Source organism: Flavobacterium xizangense (assembly GCF_054075145.1).
The window spans coordinates 484,409-504,816 of the sequence record NZ_JBSIPG010000002.1; the positions used below are offsets into that span (position 1 = coordinate 484,409).

A 20,408-nucleotide genomic window follows, 5' to 3' on the forward strand; every position below is an offset into this window, starting at 1 on the left:
AGCCTTATTTTTTAGCAGTCTCTTTTACTTTTATATCAGTCCCTAATCTTTGAATATAAGCAATCAAAGCAACAATTTCTCTTTCGTTCATTGGAACAAATTGCTCACCTTTTGCAGCGGCTTTCTTTTTACTATCCTCATAACTTTTTACAAAATCAGGATCATTTTCTAAGCTCTTCTCTATCTTAACAGCTTGATCTCTCAGTGTTTTTTGAGCATTTGCAATTTCAGCTTCTGAATATGGCACGCCAAGTGAAACCATTGCCTGCATTTTCTTTTGCGTCAATGAAATATCCAAAGGTTTATTATCAAATAACCATTTGTAACCTGGCATGATTGAACCGGCAGAAGTACTTTGCGGATTCCACATATGATTAAAATGCCAGTTGTCATTATACTTGCCTCCTACTCTCAACAAATCTGGACCAGTACGTTTTGATCCCCAAAGAAATGGATGATCATATACAAATTCTCCCGCTTTAGATTGTGGTCCATATCTTTCAACTTCACTTCTAAATGGTCGAACTGATTGTGAATGACAACCTACGCATCCTTCTCTGATATACAAATCACGTCCTTCAAGTTCTAAAGGCGTATAAGGTTTTACGCTTGAAATTGTCGGGATATTGGATTTAACCATAATTGTTGGTACAATTTGAATAATACCTCCAATTAAAATTGCAATCGTAGCCAATATGGTCAATTGAATAGGTTTTCTTTCTAACCAAGTATGAAATTTTTCTCCACTTAATCTGTTACTACTGATTCTTTCTAATGCTGGAGCCTGCGCTAATTCATCTTCAATTGTATTTCCTACTTTTACTGTCATTATTATATTATAAACCAAAGTCAGCATCCCGATTAGATACAAAGTACCACCAATTGCTCTCATCCAATACAGAGGCATAATCGCAGTAACTGTTTCAAGGAAATTTCCATATGTTAAAGTTCCATCTGGATTAAATTGTTTCCACATAGAAGCCTGTTGGAAACCCGCCACATACATTGGCAATGCGTACAATATAATTCCTAAAGTTCCAATCCAGAAATGGAAATTAGCTAGTTTTTTAGAAAACAAAGTGCTTTTTGTCATACGAGGAATCAGCCAATAGATAATACCAAATGACATAAATCCGTTCCATGCTAAAGCTCCAACGTGTACGTGTGCAATAATCCAGTCTGTATAGTGTGCAATAGCATTAACATTTTTGAAAGAAAGCATTGGACCTTCAAAAGTTGCCATTCCGTATCCCGTAATAGCCACAACAAAGAATTTCAAAACTGGTTCCTCACGAACTTTATCCCACGCACCTCTTAAAGTTAAAAGTCCGTTGATCATACCTCCCCAAGAAGGAGCAATAAGCATTACTGAAAATACAACACCTAAATTCTGAGCCCAGTTTGGCAATGCAGAATATAATAAGTGGTGAGGCCCAGCCCAGATATAGATAAAGATTAATGACCAAAAGTGAATAATAGATAATCTATAAGAATAAATAGGGCGATTTGCTACTTTAGGAATAAAATAATACATCAATCCTAAAAATGGCGTTGTCAAGAAAAATGCAACCGCATTATGTCCGTACCACCATTGCACCAGCGCATCCTGAACACCTGCGTAAACGGAGTAGCTTTTTAATGCAGAAACTGGCAACTCAATATTATTAAAGATATGTAAAACAGCAACAGTTACGAAAGTGGCTAAATAAAACCAAATAGCAACATATAAATGCCTTTCTCTTCTGCGAAGCATTGTACCTATCATATTGATTCCCATCACTACCCAAATCAAGGCAATTGCGATATCAATAGGCCATTCTAACTCGGCATACTCTTTTGATGAAGTATAACCTAATGGCAAGGTAATAGCGGCAGCAACAATAATTAACTGCCAGCCCCAGAAATGCAAATTACTTAAAAAGTCACTGAACATTCTGGCTTTCAGCAAACGCTGGAGCGAGTAATACAAACCCGCAAAAAAGGCATTTCCGACAAAGGCAAAAATAACTGCATTAGTATGCAAAGGCCTTAATCGTCCGTAGCTTAGCCACGAAATCCCATCTGTCATGTTGGGAAAAAGGTACATAACCGCTAAGGTCAGCCCTACTAACATACCTACTACTCCAAAAAGAATAGTGGCATAAATGAATTTTTTTACAATTTTGTTGTCGTAATAAAACTGTTCCATTTCCATAATTAAACTTGTTTTTCTTCGGTTGGTGGATTATTTTTTTGAGGGATGTTTTTTGTCTCGTCATCAAAAAGCATTCGGACGGATGGCGTATAATCATCATCGTATTGTCCAGATTTGACAGCGATGATGAATGCAATGAAGAAGCCAATTGCTACGCAAATACTAACCGAAATTAATAGATAAATTACACTCATACCTTTACAATTATGTTAACAAAATTAACAGGTTACTATGGCATAAAATATGATAATTATCATAGTCAAAAGACTTATGTTAAATTTAGTAAAAAAATACTTCGAAATTACTTAAAATCAATCTAAATTACTAGAAATGAAGTAATTAGACATCAAAGTCACAAAACTTACGATAGTAATTGTACTCAATGGCATAATAATGGCCGCAACTAATGGAAGAAGGTTTCCAGTTATCGCAAAAGCAAGCCCGACCACGTTATAAAGCAAGGATAAAACAAAACTCATTTTGATGATCAAAATTGATTTATGAGAGAGCTTTAAAAAGTAATGTAAACGCGAAAATTCATTTGCATCTAAAATCGCATCACAGGCCGGTGAAAAGACATTTACATTCTCTGATATTGACACCCCAACATTGCTTTGTGCCAATGCCCCGGCATCATTTAAACCATCACCAACCATCATTACATTCTGACCTTTATCTTGCAGATTTTTAATGAATTCTAATTTTTGTTCTGGTTTTTGATTAAAGACAAGTTCTGTACCTTCTGGCAGAATTTTTTCGAGATTAGCTCTTTCTCCATCATTGTCTCCAGAAAGGACTTTTAACTTGTATTTTTTATTTAAAGTTAAAAATAACATTGCAAGACCATCTCTATATTGATTTTGGAAATTAAATCGGCCAAAATAAACATCGCCAATTTTAATATGCAGCGCCGTTTTTTCCATTTCAGAAGAATCCAAATCCGGACTTTCAACAAATGCAGCTGAACCGATTTTTATCGTCTTATTTTCTGTTTTAGCTAATAATCCCTTTCCCGTAATTTCCTCAAATTCATCAATTTTGATTCGTTTTGTTTCTGGCAGGAAATCATAAAGCATTCTGCTCAAAGGATGATTTGAAGCTCGTAGAACATTTTTTAATAAAATCATATTTTCATCAGAAATTGCCGTTCCTTCATAAACAATACTTGATTTTTTGTTTGTTGTAATTGTTCCCGTTTTATCAAAAACTATTGTATCAACTTTAGCTAATTGTTCGATTACTAACGCATTTTTAAGATACATTTTTTGCTTGCCCATAATTCTTAGGATATTTCCAAAAGTAAATGGCGCAGTAAGTGCCAGCGCGCATGGACAGGCGACAATTAAAACTGCTGTAAAAACATTAAAAGCAGTATTGGCATCAATAAATATCCAATAGCCAAATCCTGTAAAAGCGATTAATAATAGTATAGGAGTAAAATAACGGCTTATTTTATCGGTAATTGTTTTGTGTTTTTGATCTACTTTTTTCTGGAAAATTTCATTGCTCCACAGTTGGGTAAGATAACTTTGCGAAACCGAATGCAATACTTCCATTTCAATGACTTTTCCAATCTGTTTTCCACCGGCAAATATTTTATCTCCTGATTTTTTCGTAATCGGAACTGCTTCACCAGTCACAAAACTATAATCAATATCTGCTTTTTCACTGATCAAAATTCCATCAACCGGAATCAATTCCTGATTCCTTATCAATAACCTGTTTCCTTTTAAAACATCATAAATTGGTACACTTTCTTCGGAAGTATCTGAATTAATTCTGGTAACTGCAATTGGAAAATACGATTTAAAATCTCTTTCAAAACTTAAAAAACTATAGGTTTTAGTTTGAAACATTTTCCCAAGAAGCATGAAAAAAACCAAACCTGTTAAACTGTCAAAAAAACCGCCGCCATAATTCATGACAATATCAAAAGTACTTCTGATAAACATGACAATAATTCCCAATGCGATTGGAATATCAATATTCAGCATTTTTGATTTAATGCTTTTGTAAGCCGAAACATAATAGCCGCTTGCTGAATACAAAAAGCTCGGTAAAGCCAAAAGAAAAATCAAAATCCTGAAAAAAGGTTTGTAGTTATCCAACCAAAATTCTTTGATTTCAAAATATTCCGGAAACGAAAGCAACATGATATTTCCAAAACAAAAGAAAGCTACACCAAGTTTATAAGTAAGGCTTCGATCAACATTGTTTTTTCCGGTTTCATAGTTTTCAAGACTTATATAGGGTTCATAACCAATTGTACTCAACAAATAAACAATTGATTTAAGAGATACTAGCTCAGAGTTAAAAGTAATGCGGACTCTTTTTTGCGGAAAATTAACTTGTGACATACTAATTCCCGGCTGAATTCTGTTTAAGTTTTCCAGAATCCAAATACAAGAGCTGCAATGTATATGAGGAATATTTAAAGAAACAATAGAAGTATTTCCTTCCTGAAAATCGATTATTTTTGACGTAATAACTTCATTGTCTAAGAAATCGTATTTCCCCTGAATGTCCTGAGGAGTGGCACCTGGCGATTTTTCGAAATCATAATAGCAGGTTAAATCATGAAGGCTAAAAATCTCGTAAACCGTTTTACAGCCGGCACAACAAAACTTTTTTTCATCAAAATTGATTTCTTCATTTTTAGGAATGTCAATCCCGCAATGAAAACAGCTCTGCTCAGTCATAATTTGTTTCTTTTTTAATGTAACAAATATTCCAAATAAGATTTAACTATAAATATGATATTTATCATATGAAAATGAAATCAAATTCTAATTTAATAAAATAAAATGGGCGAATTACATCCGTAAAATTTTTCTGCATATTTTAAGACAAAACAATGCCTTTCAATACGAATATTGGTTAATTTTGCACCTAAATTATATTGCGATGAATAAATGTGATCAATGTATTGTACGCCAGTTGTCGTCTTTAAAAGCCCTTAATAAAGAAGAAGTTGTAAAGTTAGCCAATAGCAAAACGAGTTATTCAATTAAAAAAGGAGAAGCTATTTTTGAAGAAGGAGAAGTTACGAATGGCGTCTTTTGCATAAAAGATGGTGTAGGCAAATTATCAAAATTAAGTGCAAACGGAAAAGACCAAATTGTAAAGTTGGTAAAATCTGGTGAACTTTTAGGACAGCGTTCTATGATTAGTAATGAACCGGCTAATTTATCTGCAAAGGCAATCGCCGATATGGAAGTTTGCTTTATTCCGAAATCTGAAATCATACATTTTTTTAATAACAACAATCAATTTTCATTGAACTTGATGCAATCAATTTGTGAAGATTTGAAAGAATCAGAAAACGATAAAATTGCTTTAGTTCAAAAAACAGTAAAACAACGTTTGGCAGAAACTTTACTGCATTTGCATGACGAATTTGGCGAAAATGCCGATAAAACCTTAAAAGTTCAGCTTACAAGAGAAGAACTTGCAGGAATAATTGGTACCGCAACTGAAAGCTGTATTAGACTTTTATCTGATTTTAACAAACTTGAGCTGATTGAACTTGTTGGAAAAAAAATTATGTTGAAAAACGTAAAAGCATTAAAAAAAATAGCAGAATAATTAAAGTTTTTTTGCTTCGTTCCAAAAAACATCCATTTCTGCCAAAGTCATTTCTGATAAAGGTTTTCCTAATTCATCCGCTTTGCTTTCTAAGTATTGAAAACGCTTAATGAACTTTTTATTAGTACGCTCCAATGCATCTTCGGGATTTACATTTAAAAATCGGGCGTAATTAATCATGGAGAATAAAACATCTCCAAATTCGGCTTCAATTTTATCCTGATCTCCTGTTTTTACTTCGACTTGAAGTTCTTCCAGTTCTTCCTGCACTTTATCCCAAACCTGATGTGGTTCTTCCCAATCAAAACCAACTCCTTTTACTTTGTCCTGAATTCGGCTCGCTTTTACTAAAGCAGGCAAACTTCTTGGAACACCTTCTAAAACTGATTTTTTACCTTCTTTAAGTTTAAGTTTTTCCCAGTTTTGCTTTACTTCCTCTTCATCTTTTACAACAGTATCGCTATAAATATGAGGATGACGGTGAATTAATTTGTCACAGATTTCATTACAGACATCAGCTATATCAAAATTATTGGTTTCTGAGCCAATTTTAGCATAGAAAACAATATGAAGCAATAAATCTCCCAATTCTTTTTTAACTTCATTTAAATCATTATCCAAAATAGCATCTCCAAGCTCATACGTCTCTTCAATTGTCAAATGACGCAAAGTCTGCAAAGTCTGTTTTTTATCCCAAGGACATTGCTCACGAAGTTCATCCATAATTATTAATAGTCTTTCGAAAGCTTTAAGCTGAAGTTCTTTGCTCATTTTGATTTTATTTTGAATTGTAACCGATATAGTGTAAAAGTAAAAAATCCTGCCAAGAAAACATCTCAACAGGATTAATATATTTGAAAGAACGAACTACTATTCTTCTTTTTTAGCTTTTGCTTTTTTAGCTGGCGCTTTCTTTGGTTTTTCTTCAGCTACTGGAGCTTCTTCAGTTGCCTCTACTGCTGCAGGAGCTAAATCAGTTACTAATCCTTTTGCCTGAAGTGTGTTGTACCAGTTTAATACTTTTTTGATATCAGAAGGATAAACTCTTTCTTCATCATAATCAGGCAAAATTTCTTTAAAATAAGCTGCTAAAGTTGCATTATCTTCTTTGTGTGAAATAGCTTGACCTTTATTTTCTTTAGTCGCAATTTTTTGCATTACTTCAGTTAATGGCTTTTCTCCTTCGTATGTATAAATTGAGATTTCCGACAATAAACTTACATTGCTTTTTAAGTTTACTGTAATTTTTTTTCCGTCTGTTAATGATTCTGCCACAAAACCTGTACGAGTTTGCACTTTTAGTACATATAAACCTGGTTTCCCTGAAATGGCTAAAATTTTGTCTAAATTCATGTTGTATTAATATTAGTATTAAGAATTTTTTATTGTCTTTTTTTGTTCTTTTTCCGAACAATTATCTCCCTTTTTTAGCGGCAGCAAATTTCATTCTGTACTCCTGAAAAGTCTTGCCTTCTGTAATATTTTTTAATTTCTTTTGAATTAAACGTTTTTTCAAAGAAGATATTTTATCTGTAAACAAAACGCCTTCTATATGATCATACTCATGTTGAATAACTCTTGCAATCAATCCGTCAAAAACTTCTGTTTTCATTACAAAATCTTCTTCGCAATATTCAATCGTAACCGTTGGTTTTCTGTAAACATCTTCACGAACATCAGGAATACTTAGACAACCTTCGTTAAAACTCCACTCTTCTCCTTCTTCCTTAACAATTTTAGCATTGATAAAAGTTTTTTTGAATCCTTTTAATTCTTTTGCCTCATCAGATTCTAAATCATCATCTTCACTAAAAGGAGTTGTATCAATAACAAACAAACGAATTGCTAAACCTACTTGTGGCGCAGCAAGCCCAACACCGTAAGCATTATACATGGTTTCATACATGTTTGCTATTGTTTCTTTTAGGTTTGGATAATCTGGTGTAACATCCACTCCCACTTTCCTTAAAACAGGATCACCATATCCTACAATTGGTAAAATCATTTGTATTTTTTTATTGCATTATCTATTGTAAAAACTGAATTTTAGTTTCCTATAATTCAGCTGGCAAAAATAATAAAAAATAGTCTACGAATAATTCTAAACCGCATATTATATCTCATTTTTTGACAGTATGTTAAAATCTCATCTATAATTATGCCAAATTGATTCGTACAATTCTTACCTTTGTTAGTAAACCTCTATATATGTTTGACCGCATCACGAAATTTACGAACAGTACTTCTTTTTTAAACGCGTCCAAAGTGACTATTGCTTCAGTCGTTCCTGTGCTGATTTTAAACTTCTTAGGGCATTTTGAAATAGGGTTTACCATTGCACTTGGAGCTTTTTACACCTATCCTAGTGATATTCCGAGTTCATTAAGCCACAAAATAAAAGGACTTGTTGTTGCATCGTTTATTGTTTCGGGAGTTAATTTACTCGTAAACTTTACATATCCCTACCCGATTTTGTTTTATCCTTTCTTAGGATTTTTATTGTTTTTATGCTCGATGATTTCGGTTTACGGACAGCGTGCAACATTAGTATCTTTTTCTGCATTACTTTCAATTTCTTTGTCGTTTGGACACTTACATGAAGGCTGGGAAGCGTTTGAATATGCAGGTTTTATATTTATCGGAGGAATTCTATACTTAATTGTATCACTTGTTTTTCACTTTATACAGCCTTATAAATATGTTGAATTAGAAATTGCGGAAGGAATAAAACTTACCGCTAAATACCTGAAATTAAGAGGTGATTTATGGAATCCCGAAGCCAATAGAGATGCCATTATAGAAAAACAATTGGCTGTTCAGGTTGAGTTGAATTTGATTCACGAAGATTTGCGAAAAATGCTTATTGGCAATCAAAACACTTCGGCAGCAACGGCTCAAAATCGAAAAATGCTTTTGGTTTTCATCACTTTAGTCGAAATACAAGAACTTGCTTTATACACTTCTTTTGACCACAGCAAACTTCATGAAAAATTTGCTAAACATCCAGAAGTGCTTCGAACATATCAAAATGTAGCTTACAAACTGGCTTCAACTTTAAAAAAGCTTTCTAAAAATGTGCATCACATTGCAGTTTATGTCGACAAAAATGATTTAAAAAATGAATTAGATGCACTCGAATTTGCCATTTTTGATTATGAAAAAACGTTAGGAAAAGAAGAAGCTTCAGAAGGTGTTTTGATGCTTACCAATATGCTGAACTATGCTAAAAACCAAGTTGGAAAAATCAAAATTATTCAGCGTGCTTTTTCATTAGCAATGCAGTCTTACAAACTAAAAGACAAAGATAAAGAACTGGAAAAATTCCTTACTCCACAATATTATCCGTTGCGAACTCTGACTGAAAATTTAACTTTTTCATCGTCAATTTTCAGGCATTCAATCAGATTGACAATTACCATTTTAATTGGTTTCCTGATCGGAAAAATTCTTCCGTTCCAAAATGTGTATTGGATTTTATTGACGATCGTTGTGATTATGCGTCCGGGTTATGGCTTGACAAAAGAGCGTTCTTATAATAGAATTTTTGGAACTATTTTAGGAGGATTAATCGCTTTCGGAATTGTGTCTGTTGTTCAAAATCATGTTGCATTGAGCATATTTTCAATTATTTGTATGCTTTTGGGAATTTCGTTTACGCAAATTAATTACAAAATCAGTGCGACTTTTGTAACGATGTATGTCGTTTTTATTTATGGAATTTTGACGCCAGATGTTGTTGAAGTAATTCAGTTTAGGATTCTGGATTCACTGGCAGGAGCAATTTTGGCATTTTTAGCCAATCAATTTTTGTGGCCGGCCTGGGAGTTTATTAATACGCCTATACATATTGAAAATTCCATTCGTGCTAATCGTAATTATTTGCGAGAAATTGCAGATTTTTATAATAAAAAAGGAGAAATCCCTACTTCTTACCGTTTAGCCAGAAAACATGCTTTTGTAGAAATTGGTAATTTAATGACTTCTTTTCAGCGAATGATGCAAGAGCCAAAATCCAAGCAAAAAACATTGCCATTGGTCAATAAACTAGTTGTGCTGAATCATTCGATTTTATCCGCTTTGGCTTCTTTATCAACTTATATCCAGTCACATCAAACAACACGAGCTTCAGACTCTTTTAATTATATCATTAAAACAATCTTATCTAATTTAGATCAGTCGATTTCTATTCTGAAAAATGAGATAATTCTTAAAGATACTTTTTTCGATAAAGAAGATGTAACACTTCAATTTGAAGAGCTTAAACGTAAAAATTTCACTCGTCTTGCTGAAGATGACGAACTCGATAAAGAAACACGTCAGGCGAAAATGCAAGAGGCTCAATTGGTTATTGAACAATTAATCTGGATGAGTAATCTCGCCGAAAAGATTTTAAAAATCACGAAAGAACTAAAAGAAGCAAATCCAGATTAATTCATCTGGATTTGCTGCTTTTTATATATTTTTTTGAACTTAATTATTTAGTTTCAAAACTTCAGAAGTTTCTTTTCTAAGTTTAGCTAAAAGCTCTGGTTTATCATTTAATGTCTGACCATAAGAAGGGATCATTTTTTTCAGTTTCGCTTCCCATTCTGGAGTTTTAATCTGATTTGTAAAACATCTGCTTACTAAATCTATCATAATTGCCACAGCAGTTGAAGCTCCTGGAGAAGCTCCTAATAAAACTGCAAGAGAACCGTCATGCGTGTTGATTACTTCAGTTCCAAATTCTAAAACCCCACCTTCTTTTTCATCTTTTTTGATAACCTGAACACGTTGACCCGCTTTTTCAAGTTTCCAGTCTTTAGAACGTGCAGAAGGTAAATATTCACGAAGTGCTTTCATTCGGTCTTTCGGAGACTGACGTACTTGCTCAATTAAATATTTTGTCAACGGAATATTGTGATATCCGGCAGCCAGCATCGGAATTAAATTATTTGATTTTATCGATAATGGCAAATCCAAATAAGAACCGTTTTTTAGAAAACGAGTTGAAAAACCTGCAAATGGTCCAAAAAGCAATGCCTTTTCACCATCAATTACACGAGTATCAATATGCGGCACAGACATTGGAGGAGCTCCAACGCTAGCTTTTCCGTAAACTTTTGCCTGATGTTTTGCAATGACTTCCGGATTTGTACATTTTAGCCATTGACCGCTTACTGGGAATCCACCGTAACCTTTTCCTTCAGGAACGTTGGCTTTTTCTAATAATGGCAATGAACCACCACCAGCTCCAATAAATACAAAATTAGTATACGCTTTTCGTTTTTGTCCTGTAGAAAGATCTGTTATTTTAATTCTCCATGATTTATCCTCACGTTGTTTTAATTTTTTAACCTCATGATTAAAATACAAACTTACACCATCAAGTTTTTCCAAATAATTAAACATGCTTCTGGTAAGAGCTCCGAAATTAACATCGGTTCCAATTTCCATGTATGTCGCAGCTAATTTTTGATCATTCTCACGACCTTCCATTACTAATGGCATCCATTTTTTTAACTGTTCAAAATCAGTACTGAATTCCATTTCAGAAAAAATTGGATTGCTTTGCAATGCCTCAAATCTTGTTTTTAGATATTCGACATTTTTATCACCCCATACAAAACTCATATGAGGAACACTTTTTATAAAATTTTCTGGAGACGGTACCTTCTTTTCCTGTACCAAATAAGACCAAAACTGGCGTGAAACTTCGAATGATTCTGCTATGCTGATTGCCTTTTTAGGATCAATACTTCCATCCGCCTTTTCTGGTGTATAGTTTAATTCACAAAAAGCAGAGTGTCCGGTTCCAGCATTGTTCCATGCATCAGAACTTTCAGCTGCAGCAACATCAAGTCTTTCGTAAATTTCAATTTTAATATCGGGTTGCAGCTCTTTCAAAATTAAACCAAGAGTTGCACTCATAATTCCAGCTCCAATAAGCACTACTTCACTATTAGAACGTATTGTATTGTCAGGCATAATAGTAATTGTTTTTAAAAATGCAAAGGTACTTTTTTCAATCGCAAAAAAAAACTAAAATTTGCATGATAAAAGTTAGGAAATCATATTTTTTTCTAAATAAAGTGAAATTTTTAAGCCCGAAACTTAGAAACGGTTAGAAGAAAGATAGTCTTGAAGCATAATCGTTGCAGAAATTTCATCGATCAAACCTTTGTTCTGACGCTGTTTTTTACTCAGCCCGCTGTCAATCATAGTTTGAAAAGCCATTTTTGAAGTAAAACGTTCATCCACACGAACCACTTTCATATCAGGAAAAATATTCGAAAAATGAGTTACAAAACCTTTTATTATTGAAGCACTTTCAGATGGCTGACCATTCATTTGTTTTGGTTCGCCAATTAAAACGACTTCAACTTTTTCTTTTGCAAAATAATCTTTTAAAAAATCAATTACAGTATTGGTTGGAATTGTAGTTAAGCCTGATGCTATAATCTGCATTTCATCGGTAACAGCAATTCCGGTGCGTTTTTGGCCGTAGTCTATGGAAAGGATTCTTGGCATTTTATATTTTTTTCAAAGGTAATCATTTTAGTATTTTCTTTTCAAGAATATCAAAAGCAAGCTTTCTATTTATTTCAAAAACAAAACAAAAAATCCGCTTTAAAAACTCAAAGCGGATCTTTTCCAAAATATTCAAAACCTAAAAATTCAATTTATCTATTAAATAGTCTTCTAAAAAAACCTCTTTCCTCCTCTTCACCTTCAGTTTGCTGTTCGTATTGTAAAAACTTAGATTGGGATTTTTCATGTTCAAGAATTAACTCCTTAATATATTCAACATACGTTCTCTTTTTCTCTTCCAAAAATCCAATTAAATACTTTTCACTGAATTCAACTCCGCTCGCTGCTTCAATCTGCAAAAGCTTTTTATATAAAGGCTCAATATGAAGTGAAACTACTTCGTGCGGAACAGATTGTCTTCTTCCAAAATAATTTACAATTACCCCATTTTCATCTTTTGCAATTTCAAAATCGGTAATAACCCAATAGTATCTTCCCGATTTTGCTAAATTTTTCACGATGGCATGAAAATTTTTTCCTTGTTTGAGATTTTCCCAAAGCACTTTAAAAATAACCTTTGGCATATCTGGATGCCTAATAATATTATGCGGCTGTCCCATCAATTCATAATCTTCGTAACCCGAAACATCAACAAATACCTCATTGGCATATTCAATAATACCAAAGGCATTTGTTTTACTCATTATGACTTGCGTTTTATCCCAAGTAACTTCTTTGTCAATTACTGTAACTTTATTGTGGAGCTGATTTTCCTGATTCATTATCTAATGCTTATATAATTTGTTTTGGAATGGTTTTTATTAATTCTGTTTTTTCAGAATTAACGCCGCGAAAGTAGTCCGAATAAAAAAGGTAAAATCTGATTTTTGTCATATTTTGATATAAAAAAAACTTTTAGTGACCTATTTATAAATAAAAACATAAATAACATTCTTTAATTTATCAAATTAAAAACAAAATGTTACATATATAACATTTTCCAAAAGGTTTTACTTTTCCGCTTTTCTACAAATACGCTATCTTTGCCAAAAATTAAAACTATATGAATTCTTTACAGACTATAATTGAACAAGCTTGGGAAAACAGAGCTTTATTACAAGAAACTGCTACAACTGATGCTATCAGAGAAGTTATCGAATTAGTAGATGCGGGAAAATTACGTGTCGCTGAACCAGTTGGTGATGGATGGCAAGTAAACGAATGGGTGAAGAAAGCTGTTGTAATGTATTTCCCAATTCAAAAAATGGAAACATGGGAATCTGGTATTTTTGAATACCATGACAAAATGTTGCTAAAAAGAAATTATGCTGAAAAAGGAATTCGTGTAGTACCAAACGCAGTTGCACGTTACGGAGCTTATATTTCAAGTGGTGTGATCTTAATGCCAAGTTATGTAAATATTGGTGCATATGTTGACGAAGGAACTATGGTTGATACTTGGGCAACTGTTGGAAGCTGTGCACAAATTGGTAAAAATGTACACTTGAGTGGTGGTGTTGGAATTGGTGGTGTTTTAGAGCCATTACAAGCTGCTCCGGTAATTATTGAAGATGGCGCTTTTATTGGTTCACGTTGTATTGTTGTAGAGGGTGTTCACGTTGGGAAAGAAGCTGTTCTTGGCGCTAACGTTTGTTTGACTGCTTCAACAAAAATTATCGATGTTACTGGTGATGAGCCGGTTGAAATGAAAGGCTTTGTTCCTGCGCGTTCAGTTGTGATTCCAGGAAGTTATACTAAGAAATTTGCTGCTGGAGAATTCCAAGTTCCATGTGCATTGATTATTGGTACTCGTAAACCATCTACAGATTTGAAAACTTCATTAAATAATGCACTTCGTGAATACGATGTTGCTGTTTAATTTACAATCTTAAATAAATAAAAAAACGGAATGATTAATCCATTCCGTTTTTTTATTTATTTTTTCGCTGAAGTTTTAAAAGCTTAGCATATTTCATATAGGAGAAAAAAGCCTGAATTATTGAAAATGTTAGTCCATCTAATCCGTTTACAAAACCTTTTTTAAAGAAATAACATCTTACAAAAGCTACCGTTCCGTTTAATATCGGTTTGAAACTATTTATTCTTTTCCCTTGCTCGTAAAGCTGTTGTGCATGCCAAGTTGAATATAAATTTTTCTTCTTTATAAATTGATCAAAACTTTCCCAAGCATAGTGATTTATATGCACTTTTAAATGTGCTTTATTGCTTCCTGAAACCTTTTGATGCACCCTATCTTTTGACGGAGAAGCTGTTTTTTTATTAAAAAATCGTGCTGTTTTATCTGGATACCAACCTGCAAAATCTATCTTCTTTCCCCCTAAATAATTATACAATCTAAAAGTAAAAACATCAAAACTTTGATTTTCATATTTTCGCGACATTATGAATTTTTCGGCGTCTTCTGCCAAAATCTCGTCAGCATCCAGATTTAATATCCAGTCATTTTTACAATATTGAAGTCCATGAATTCTTTGCGGCCCATCTCCTAAAAACATTTGGGAGATCACTTTAGCTCCTTTTTCTTCTGCAATTTTTACTGTATTGTCAGCACTTAATGAATCTATAACAATTACTTCGTCGCAAATTCTGAAGAGAGCATCTATACATTTCCCTATATTTTTTTCTTCATTATAGGTTATTACCAATCCGCTGATTTCCATTCTTTTCTTTAAAATAATTTAAGTTTTCCAATCCTCAATTTTAACCTAAATCTAAACAAACTGTCTTCTCCTTTTATATCTATCCGTTTAACCAAATAATTATTTTTAAAAGGAAATTTATTTACTCTGTTTCCAATTCTTAAACCATAATTTATGCCATTTTCGCGCATAATTTTTTCAAAAACAGCAAATTGAGCCTCTTTCTTAGCATAGTTACCAAATGGATATGCCAAAACAGGTTTTATATCTAATTGATGTTCTCTAATAAAATTATTTGACTTAATAAAATCAGCTTCCAATTCTTCTTTTGATAACGAACTGTATCTTTTATGTTCAAAAGAATGATATCCTAACTCAATTAAATTATTGTTCAAGCCTTTTAACTGCTCAACACTCATTATTTTCTCTTTTCCTTCAATCCAATAATCAAAATTTCCAACGAAAGAAAATGGTATAAAAAAAGAAGCTTTTATTTGATATTTTTCAAGTAAAGGAACTGCATATAAAAGCTGACACTCTGTAACATCATCAAAAGTGATAATAATACTTTTTGAAGGAAGCGTTTTTAAATTCTCTAAATCCTTAAAATGAAATGTAGTATAATTATTATCGCTAAGAAACTTTAATTGAGACTCTAACTTTGACACAGAAATACTTAAGTTCAAAGATTTAGCTTCATCTTCAACAACATTATGGTACATTAAGATTGGTAACTTTGACATGCACTTTTTTTGTGCAAATCTATAGATTAATAGTATTATTTATCACAATAAATAAAAAATTAAGCGAAAAATAATATTAGCATAAAATACGCGTTTGTCTTTATCTTATAATTCATCAAAACCACTAACAATCAATACATTAAATAAAAAAAATGCTCGATAATAAAGACAACTATAATTAAACCAAATGGCTTTATTTAGGATAATTAAAAAAAATTAGACACACATATTTTTTTTTTATTCTAATAAAGAAACATTCTAAACAAGAAATAGAGTATTCGTTGTCCTATTTTATTTTAGCTTTTTTTGAAGTTTCAAAAGCTTTGCATATTTCATATAAGAGAAGAAGCTCTGGATCATGGCAATGGATAATCCGTCGATGCCATTAAAAATTCCTCTTTTAAAAAAATAACATCGTATAAAAGATACTGCTCCATTAATTATAGGTTTCAAAGCATTAATTCTTTTTCCCTGATCAAATAATTGTTGTGCGTGCCAGCCTGAATATTGATTTTTTTTAGCAATAATCTGATCGAAAGAATTCCAGCCATAATGCAAAATATGTACAGCTACCTTTTTTTCATTTTGAGTAATGATTTTCTGATGCACTTTAGATTCAGAAGGATGAGCAGTTTGTTTGTTGAAAAAACGAACTTTATGATCTGGATACCAGCCCGAAAAATCAATTAATTTATCTGCTAAAAAGTTTTTCACTCTAAAACTGAAAGCATCATAATTTCCTTCTAAATATTTTCCAGCGAGAATAAATTGTTCAGCATCTTTATCCAAAAACTCATCGGCATCGAGATTTAAAATCCAGTCATTTTTGCAATAAGGCAAACCATGTGTACGTTGTGGCCCGTCGCCTAAAAAAGCCTGTTCAATTACTGTTGCACCTTTTTCTTTAGCAATTTCAACGGTACGATCCTTACTGAAAGAATCTACAATAATAACTTCATCGCATACTTTAAACAAAGCATCAATACATTTTCCAATATTCTTTTCCTCATTAAATGTAATGACAAGGCCGCTAATTTTCATTCTAAGTTTGATTTGGTTTGAGCAAAAATACGGCTTTTTTTAAACTTGTCCATCCTTATTCAGTATTCGATTTGTACACTTGATAAAATTGTTTGTACTTTAGCCTGCAAATTGAACATAGAAATAAATGAGGATTTTAGTTATTCAGCAGAAAAGAATTGGAGACGTATTAACAAGTACAATAATTTGCAACAACTTAAAAGCGAAGTTTCCAGAATCAAAGATAGACTATATGTGTTATCCAAATTCTGTGGATGTACTAAAAGAAAATCCCAATATTGATACTATCATTCCGTTGACAAATACGGTAAGAAAATCAATTCCTTCTTTATTTAAATTTATTTTTCAAATTAGAAGAAAAAAATACGATGCTGTAATTGATGTCTACAGTAAATTAGAGACTAATTTGATTACCTTATTTTCTGGTGCGAAGTATAAAGTTTCGTATTCGAAATGGTATTCTAATATATTTTATAATTATAGCTACGAAAGATTAGATGCCGTAAAATCAGAATTTGGATTGGCAATTGAAAATAGATTAATGCTTCTAAAACCTTTCATTTCAGAAAAAATTACGGATGTAAAACCAAAAATCTTTTTAAAAGAATCTGAAATTACTGAAGCTAAAAATCTACTGAAAAGCTACAATGTCGATACTGAAAAGCCATTAATTATGTTTGGTATTTTAGGAAGCGAATTCTACAAAACTTATCCTTTAGACGGAATGGCAAAAATTATCGACTTTACTGTTGCTAAAACGAATGCGACTATTATTTTCAATTATATTCCGGATCAGAAAGAACAAGCTTTAGAAGTTTATAATAATTGTTCTGAAGAAACTAAAAAGCACATTATTTTTGATTTGTATTGCACTGAACTTCGTCCATTTTTAGCGTTGCTTTCTCAATGTGAAATGTTAATAGGAAACGAAGGCGGAGCCGTAAATATGGCAAAAGCATTAGAAATCCCGACTTTCTCCATTTTTACACCATCGGTGCGAAAAGAAACCTGGCAAACATTTGAAAATGAAGCAAAAAATGTATCAATCCATTTAAAAGACTTAAAACCAGAAATCTACGCGCAGCACACAGAACAATACATTAAAGAGCATACTTTTGAATATTATGCGGAGTATCCTTTAGAACTGATGCTAAAAAAATTGGAAGCTTATTTTCAGGAATATAAAAATTGAAAAGCATTCAAATGAATGAAAAGCAAAAATTATCAGTTCTGATTATTACGCTAAACGAAGAACATCGTATAAAATCTCTTTTAGAAGATATTGATTTTGCCGATGAAATCATTGTTGTAGATTCGTTTAGCACCGATAAAACTGTTGCTATCACGGAGTCTTTTCCAAATGTCAAACTCAGTCAGAATCAATTTGTCAACTACACTTCTCAACGTAATTTTGCCTTAGATCAAGCAAAAAACGAATGGGTTTTATTTCTTGATGCAGATGAAAAATTAACGCCTGAATTAAAGTCGGAAATTCTTTCTACGATTAATAATAAAAATGCTGCAAGCGCCTATTTAATATACAGAACTTTTATGTTCAAAAATAGTAAACTGAATTTCAGTGGCTGGCAAACTGATAAAATTTTCAGACTTTTCAATAAATCAAAGTGCAGATACAATGAGGAAAGAATGGTGCACGAAAAACTTATTGTAAATGGTGAAATTGCTGTATTAAAAAACAAAATCATCCATTTCTCTTATACATCTTTTCAGGATTATAAAGAAAAAATGTATAAATATGGCGTTTTAAAAGCTAATGAAAAATTAAAAAAAGGACAGAAACCATCTCTTTTTTTAATGGTTTTCCATCCTGTTTATACTTTTTTATATCAATATTTAATTCGGCTTGGCATTTTAGATGGCGCAAAAGGAATTACGATTTGTTACTTAAATGCGTATAGTATTTTTGTGCGTTATAAAGAACTTAACAGAATTACTTCTTCCAGAATTTAAGTTTCTTTTTTAGACGTTTTTTTCTATAAAACTGTTCCTGAAAATCGGCTGTCATTTTCCATAAAGTATCAAAAATCTTTTGTTCAGATTCAGGATAATATTTAGCATATTCATTACTCATAACAGCAACCATTTCTTTTAGAGGAGTTAAGCGACAAAGATTTTTCATACGCATTTCAAAAGGCATAGATTCATGAAAATTCATTCGGTTTAAATCAACTAAAAAGAAATCATATTTGCCTTCATCTCTTTTTTTAATTAACGTATTTCCAGGCGAATGATCGAGAAATTCAATTCCTTTTTCGTGCAAATCAAAACTAAACTTCGTAAACTGCCTTAAAATATTTTCACGATCGGGATAATCAGGAATTTCGACCAATTCTCTATACGTTAGTTCTGTAACCAAATGTTCACTTACATAATAACTGTCTTTTAAACCAATAAAATTGAAGTTTTCAAGAAAAGCAATCGGCATAGGCGTTCCAATTCCTTTTTCCAGCAAAATCGTAGCATATTCGTATGAACGTCTGGCTTTAGATTTTCGAAAATACTTGTAAGCAATTTTATTGATGATATTTGGAATTTTGAACGATTTAATATTAATTGTTTTCCCATTTACTGGAAACAATTTGATTTTATTTCGTACGCCATTGCCAAAAAGTTCGCCCGCAGAATCAAAATTTTTGATAGCCGAAAGAACATCTTTTGAACTTACTATTGAATCAGAAAATTTAAATTTTGTAATCATACTTAATTAAAAAAATTAATATTGATTTAGTATTGGTTTCCAAAAATCAATCACTTTTGGCTTATTTATAGCATGACAACCAAACGGAAGTTCATTGTTTGTTAATTTCATTGCCAAATCAGGTTTTCTGTCTATTGCAAAATAAACAGCTTCTTTATAATCTGGAATTTTGAAATCAGAATCAAATTCTATTGCTTTTAAAGACCAAAAAACGTCTTCGGTTGCATATATTTTTTTCTCTTTTTCAGCTAAAAACTCAGAGATAAATTTTTCTTGTTCTTTTGCAATAGCAAAATGTGAAGCAACTTTACGTAAAGAAAGACCTCCATTGCCAACTTTAAAGAAAATCTGTTGACGCTCTTTTTTCTTTTTTGACCAAAACAAACTTGCTATTTTATTAGAGACAGAATTTTTTGAAGTTGCAATCCAAGGAGCGCCAATATAATCATAACCTTTATTACACCATTCCGTCAGCTCATTTTTAAAAACAAAAGCGTCCAGCTGATAAATCAAAATATATTCTGAACCTAAAAAGGTTCCATAAAATACTGGTCGCAATAATAATTCATTGTAACCGTCTATACTAGCAAAATAGTCTTTAGAAAAGCTTTTAAAAGTCAAATTTTGATGTTTCTCCGAAAGATAAGAATAATTTAATCCTTCTGGATACACAATTACAATTTCGTAATCTTTTAGAACTTTACAACATTGCAAAAATGATTTCTCTTCAAGTTCACCAAAATATTCCTTATACACAGGAATAACAACTTTTACTAGATTTTTAGACATATTTTAGTTTAGGATTGACATTAAATTGAATCTCAAATTATCGCTTCATCAAACGTCTTCTTTGAAAATTCTAACTCAAGCAACAAAAATAATCTTATAAATTACAAAAACTTCATTATTCTGAATTAAATTTCAACTTTTTACCAACTAGAAAGATTATTTTTGCA

At 32.1% G+C, this 20,408-nt stretch carries 19 protein-coding genes; 5 read left to right on the top strand and 14 right to left on the bottom strand.

Annotated elements, in window-relative coordinates; translation table 11 throughout:
- Nucleotides 1–4: 4 nt before the first annotated feature.
- The 3 genes from ccoN to ACWA1B_RS07710 form a co-directional block, all read right to left on the bottom strand.
- Entirely contained in the window at nucleotides 5–2,194 is a 2,190-nt protein-coding gene (gene ccoN / locus ACWA1B_RS07700; protein ID WP_456905641.1) for a cytochrome-c oxidase, cbb3-type subunit I, read from the bottom strand.
- 2 nt (nucleotides 2,195–2,196) lie between these two features.
- The gene (gene ccoS / locus ACWA1B_RS07705) at nucleotides 2,197–2,388 is read right to left on the bottom strand and encodes a cbb3-type cytochrome oxidase assembly protein CcoS (RefSeq protein WP_035648550.1); all 192 of its coding nucleotides are present in this window, start codon (nucleotides 2,386–2,388) and stop codon (nucleotides 2,197–2,199) included.
- 117 nt (nucleotides 2,389–2,505) lie between these two features.
- Nucleotides 2,506–4,893, bottom strand: coding sequence for a heavy metal translocating P-type ATPase (locus ACWA1B_RS07710; RefSeq protein WP_456905644.1), 2,388 nt, complete (start codon nucleotides 4,891–4,893; stop codon nucleotides 2,506–2,508).
- A 205-nt stretch (nucleotides 4,894–5,098) separates the two neighbouring features.
- Here ACWA1B_RS07710 and ACWA1B_RS07715 point away from each other — a divergent pair, with 205 nt between their 5' ends.
- Nucleotides 5,099–5,779: a Crp/Fnr family transcriptional regulator gene (locus tag ACWA1B_RS07715; RefSeq protein WP_035648555.1), complete on the top strand. Its 681-nt coding sequence runs from the start codon at nucleotides 5,099–5,101 to the stop codon at nucleotides 5,777–5,779.
- On the opposite strand, the gene mazG is transcribed toward ACWA1B_RS07715, so the two are convergent.
- The 3 genes from mazG to def all read right to left on the bottom strand — a co-directional run bounded on the left by mazG (nucleotide 5,780) and on the right by def (nucleotide 7,784).
- Nucleotides 5,780–6,550, bottom strand: a complete 771-nt coding sequence (mazG, locus tag ACWA1B_RS07720; protein WP_456905646.1) for a nucleoside triphosphate pyrophosphohydrolase — start codon at nucleotides 6,548–6,550, stop codon at nucleotides 5,780–5,782.
- A gap of 99 nt (nucleotides 6,551–6,649) precedes the next feature.
- Nucleotides 6,650–7,132 (bottom strand): DUF5606 family protein, encoded by a 483-nt coding sequence (locus ACWA1B_RS07725; protein WP_142449471.1) that lies wholly within the window; start codon nucleotides 7,130–7,132, stop codon nucleotides 6,650–6,652.
- 61 nt (nucleotides 7,133–7,193) lie between these two features.
- Nucleotides 7,194–7,784, bottom strand: a complete 591-nt coding sequence (def, locus tag ACWA1B_RS07730) for a peptide deformylase (RefSeq protein ID WP_456905648.1) — start codon at nucleotides 7,782–7,784, stop codon at nucleotides 7,194–7,196.
- 203 nt (nucleotides 7,785–7,987) lie between these two features.
- On the opposite strand from def, the gene ACWA1B_RS07735 reads away from it, so the two are divergent.
- Nucleotides 7,988–10,210, top strand: coding sequence for an FUSC family protein (locus ACWA1B_RS07735; RefSeq protein WP_456905650.1), 2,223 nt, complete (start codon nucleotides 7,988–7,990; stop codon nucleotides 10,208–10,210).
- A gap of 39 nt (nucleotides 10,211–10,249) precedes the next feature.
- Here the strand turns inward: ACWA1B_RS07735 and ACWA1B_RS07740 are convergent, their stop codons facing one another.
- The 3 genes from ACWA1B_RS07740 to ACWA1B_RS07750 all read right to left on the bottom strand — a co-directional run bounded on the left by ACWA1B_RS07740 (nucleotide 10,250) and on the right by ACWA1B_RS07750 (nucleotide 13,071).
- The gene (locus tag ACWA1B_RS07740; protein ID WP_456905652.1) at nucleotides 10,250–11,746 is read right to left on the bottom strand and encodes a malate:quinone oxidoreductase; all 1,497 of its coding nucleotides are present in this window, start codon (nucleotides 11,744–11,746) and stop codon (nucleotides 10,250–10,252) included.
- Between the two features lie 126 nt (nucleotides 11,747–11,872).
- Complete coding sequence (gene ruvX / locus ACWA1B_RS07745) at nucleotides 11,873–12,289, bottom strand: Holliday junction resolvase RuvX (protein WP_035648572.1); 417 nt, start codon at nucleotides 12,287–12,289, stop codon at nucleotides 11,873–11,875.
- Nucleotides 12,290–12,441: 152 nt separating this feature from the next.
- Nucleotides 12,442–13,071 (bottom strand): PAS domain-containing protein, encoded by a 630-nt coding sequence (locus ACWA1B_RS07750; protein ID WP_456905655.1) that lies wholly within the window; start codon nucleotides 13,069–13,071, stop codon nucleotides 12,442–12,444.
- 281 nt (nucleotides 13,072–13,352) lie between these two features.
- Here ACWA1B_RS07750 and ACWA1B_RS07755 point away from each other — a divergent pair, with 281 nt between their 5' ends.
- Entirely contained in the window at nucleotides 13,353–14,168 is an 816-nt protein-coding gene (locus ACWA1B_RS07755; RefSeq protein WP_035648576.1) for a 2,3,4,5-tetrahydropyridine-2,6-dicarboxylate N-succinyltransferase, read from the top strand.
- A 52-nt stretch (nucleotides 14,169–14,220) separates the two neighbouring features.
- Here the strand turns inward: ACWA1B_RS07755 and ACWA1B_RS07760 are convergent, their stop codons facing one another.
- The 3 genes from ACWA1B_RS07760 to ACWA1B_RS07770 all read right to left on the bottom strand — a co-directional run bounded on the left by ACWA1B_RS07760 (nucleotide 14,221) and on the right by ACWA1B_RS07770 (nucleotide 16,733).
- The gene (locus ACWA1B_RS07760) at nucleotides 14,221–14,970 is read right to left on the bottom strand and encodes a glycosyltransferase family 2 protein (RefSeq protein ID WP_456905657.1); all 750 of its coding nucleotides are present in this window, start codon (nucleotides 14,968–14,970) and stop codon (nucleotides 14,221–14,223) included.
- 8 nt (nucleotides 14,971–14,978) lie between these two features.
- Complete coding sequence (locus ACWA1B_RS07765) at nucleotides 14,979–15,692, bottom strand: polysaccharide deacetylase family protein (RefSeq protein WP_456905659.1); 714 nt, start codon at nucleotides 15,690–15,692, stop codon at nucleotides 14,979–14,981.
- A 291-nt stretch (nucleotides 15,693–15,983) separates the two neighbouring features.
- On the bottom strand, nucleotides 15,984–16,733 hold the full coding sequence (locus ACWA1B_RS07770) for a glycosyltransferase family 2 protein (RefSeq protein WP_456905661.1): 750 nt from the start codon (nucleotides 16,731–16,733) through the stop codon (nucleotides 15,984–15,986).
- A gap of 127 nt (nucleotides 16,734–16,860) precedes the next feature.
- On the opposite strand from ACWA1B_RS07770, the gene ACWA1B_RS07775 reads away from it, so the two are divergent.
- Together ACWA1B_RS07775 and ACWA1B_RS07780 are read left to right on the top strand one after the other, a co-directional pair.
- Nucleotides 16,861–17,925 carry a glycosyltransferase family 9 protein gene (locus tag ACWA1B_RS07775; protein ID WP_456905663.1) on the top strand — a complete coding sequence of 355 codons (1,065 nt, stop codon included), beginning with the start codon at nucleotides 16,861–16,863 and terminating at the stop codon, nucleotides 17,923–17,925.
- A gap of 11 nt (nucleotides 17,926–17,936) precedes the next feature.
- Nucleotides 17,937–18,704, top strand: coding sequence for a glycosyltransferase family 2 protein (locus ACWA1B_RS07780; RefSeq protein WP_456905665.1), 768 nt, complete (start codon nucleotides 17,937–17,939; stop codon nucleotides 18,702–18,704).
- Here ACWA1B_RS07780 and ACWA1B_RS07785 read toward each other — a convergent pair.
- A complete protein-coding gene (locus ACWA1B_RS07785) occupies nucleotides 18,685–19,452 on the bottom strand; it encodes a protein kinase family protein (RefSeq protein WP_456905667.1) in 768 nt (255 codons plus the stop codon). The genes ACWA1B_RS07780 and ACWA1B_RS07785 overlap by 20 nt on opposite strands.
- Before the next feature lie 15 nt (nucleotides 19,453–19,467).
- Complete coding sequence (locus tag ACWA1B_RS07790) at nucleotides 19,468–20,241, bottom strand: DUF5672 family protein (RefSeq protein WP_456905669.1); 774 nt, start codon at nucleotides 20,239–20,241, stop codon at nucleotides 19,468–19,470.
- Nucleotides 20,242–20,408: the final 167 nt, after the last annotated feature.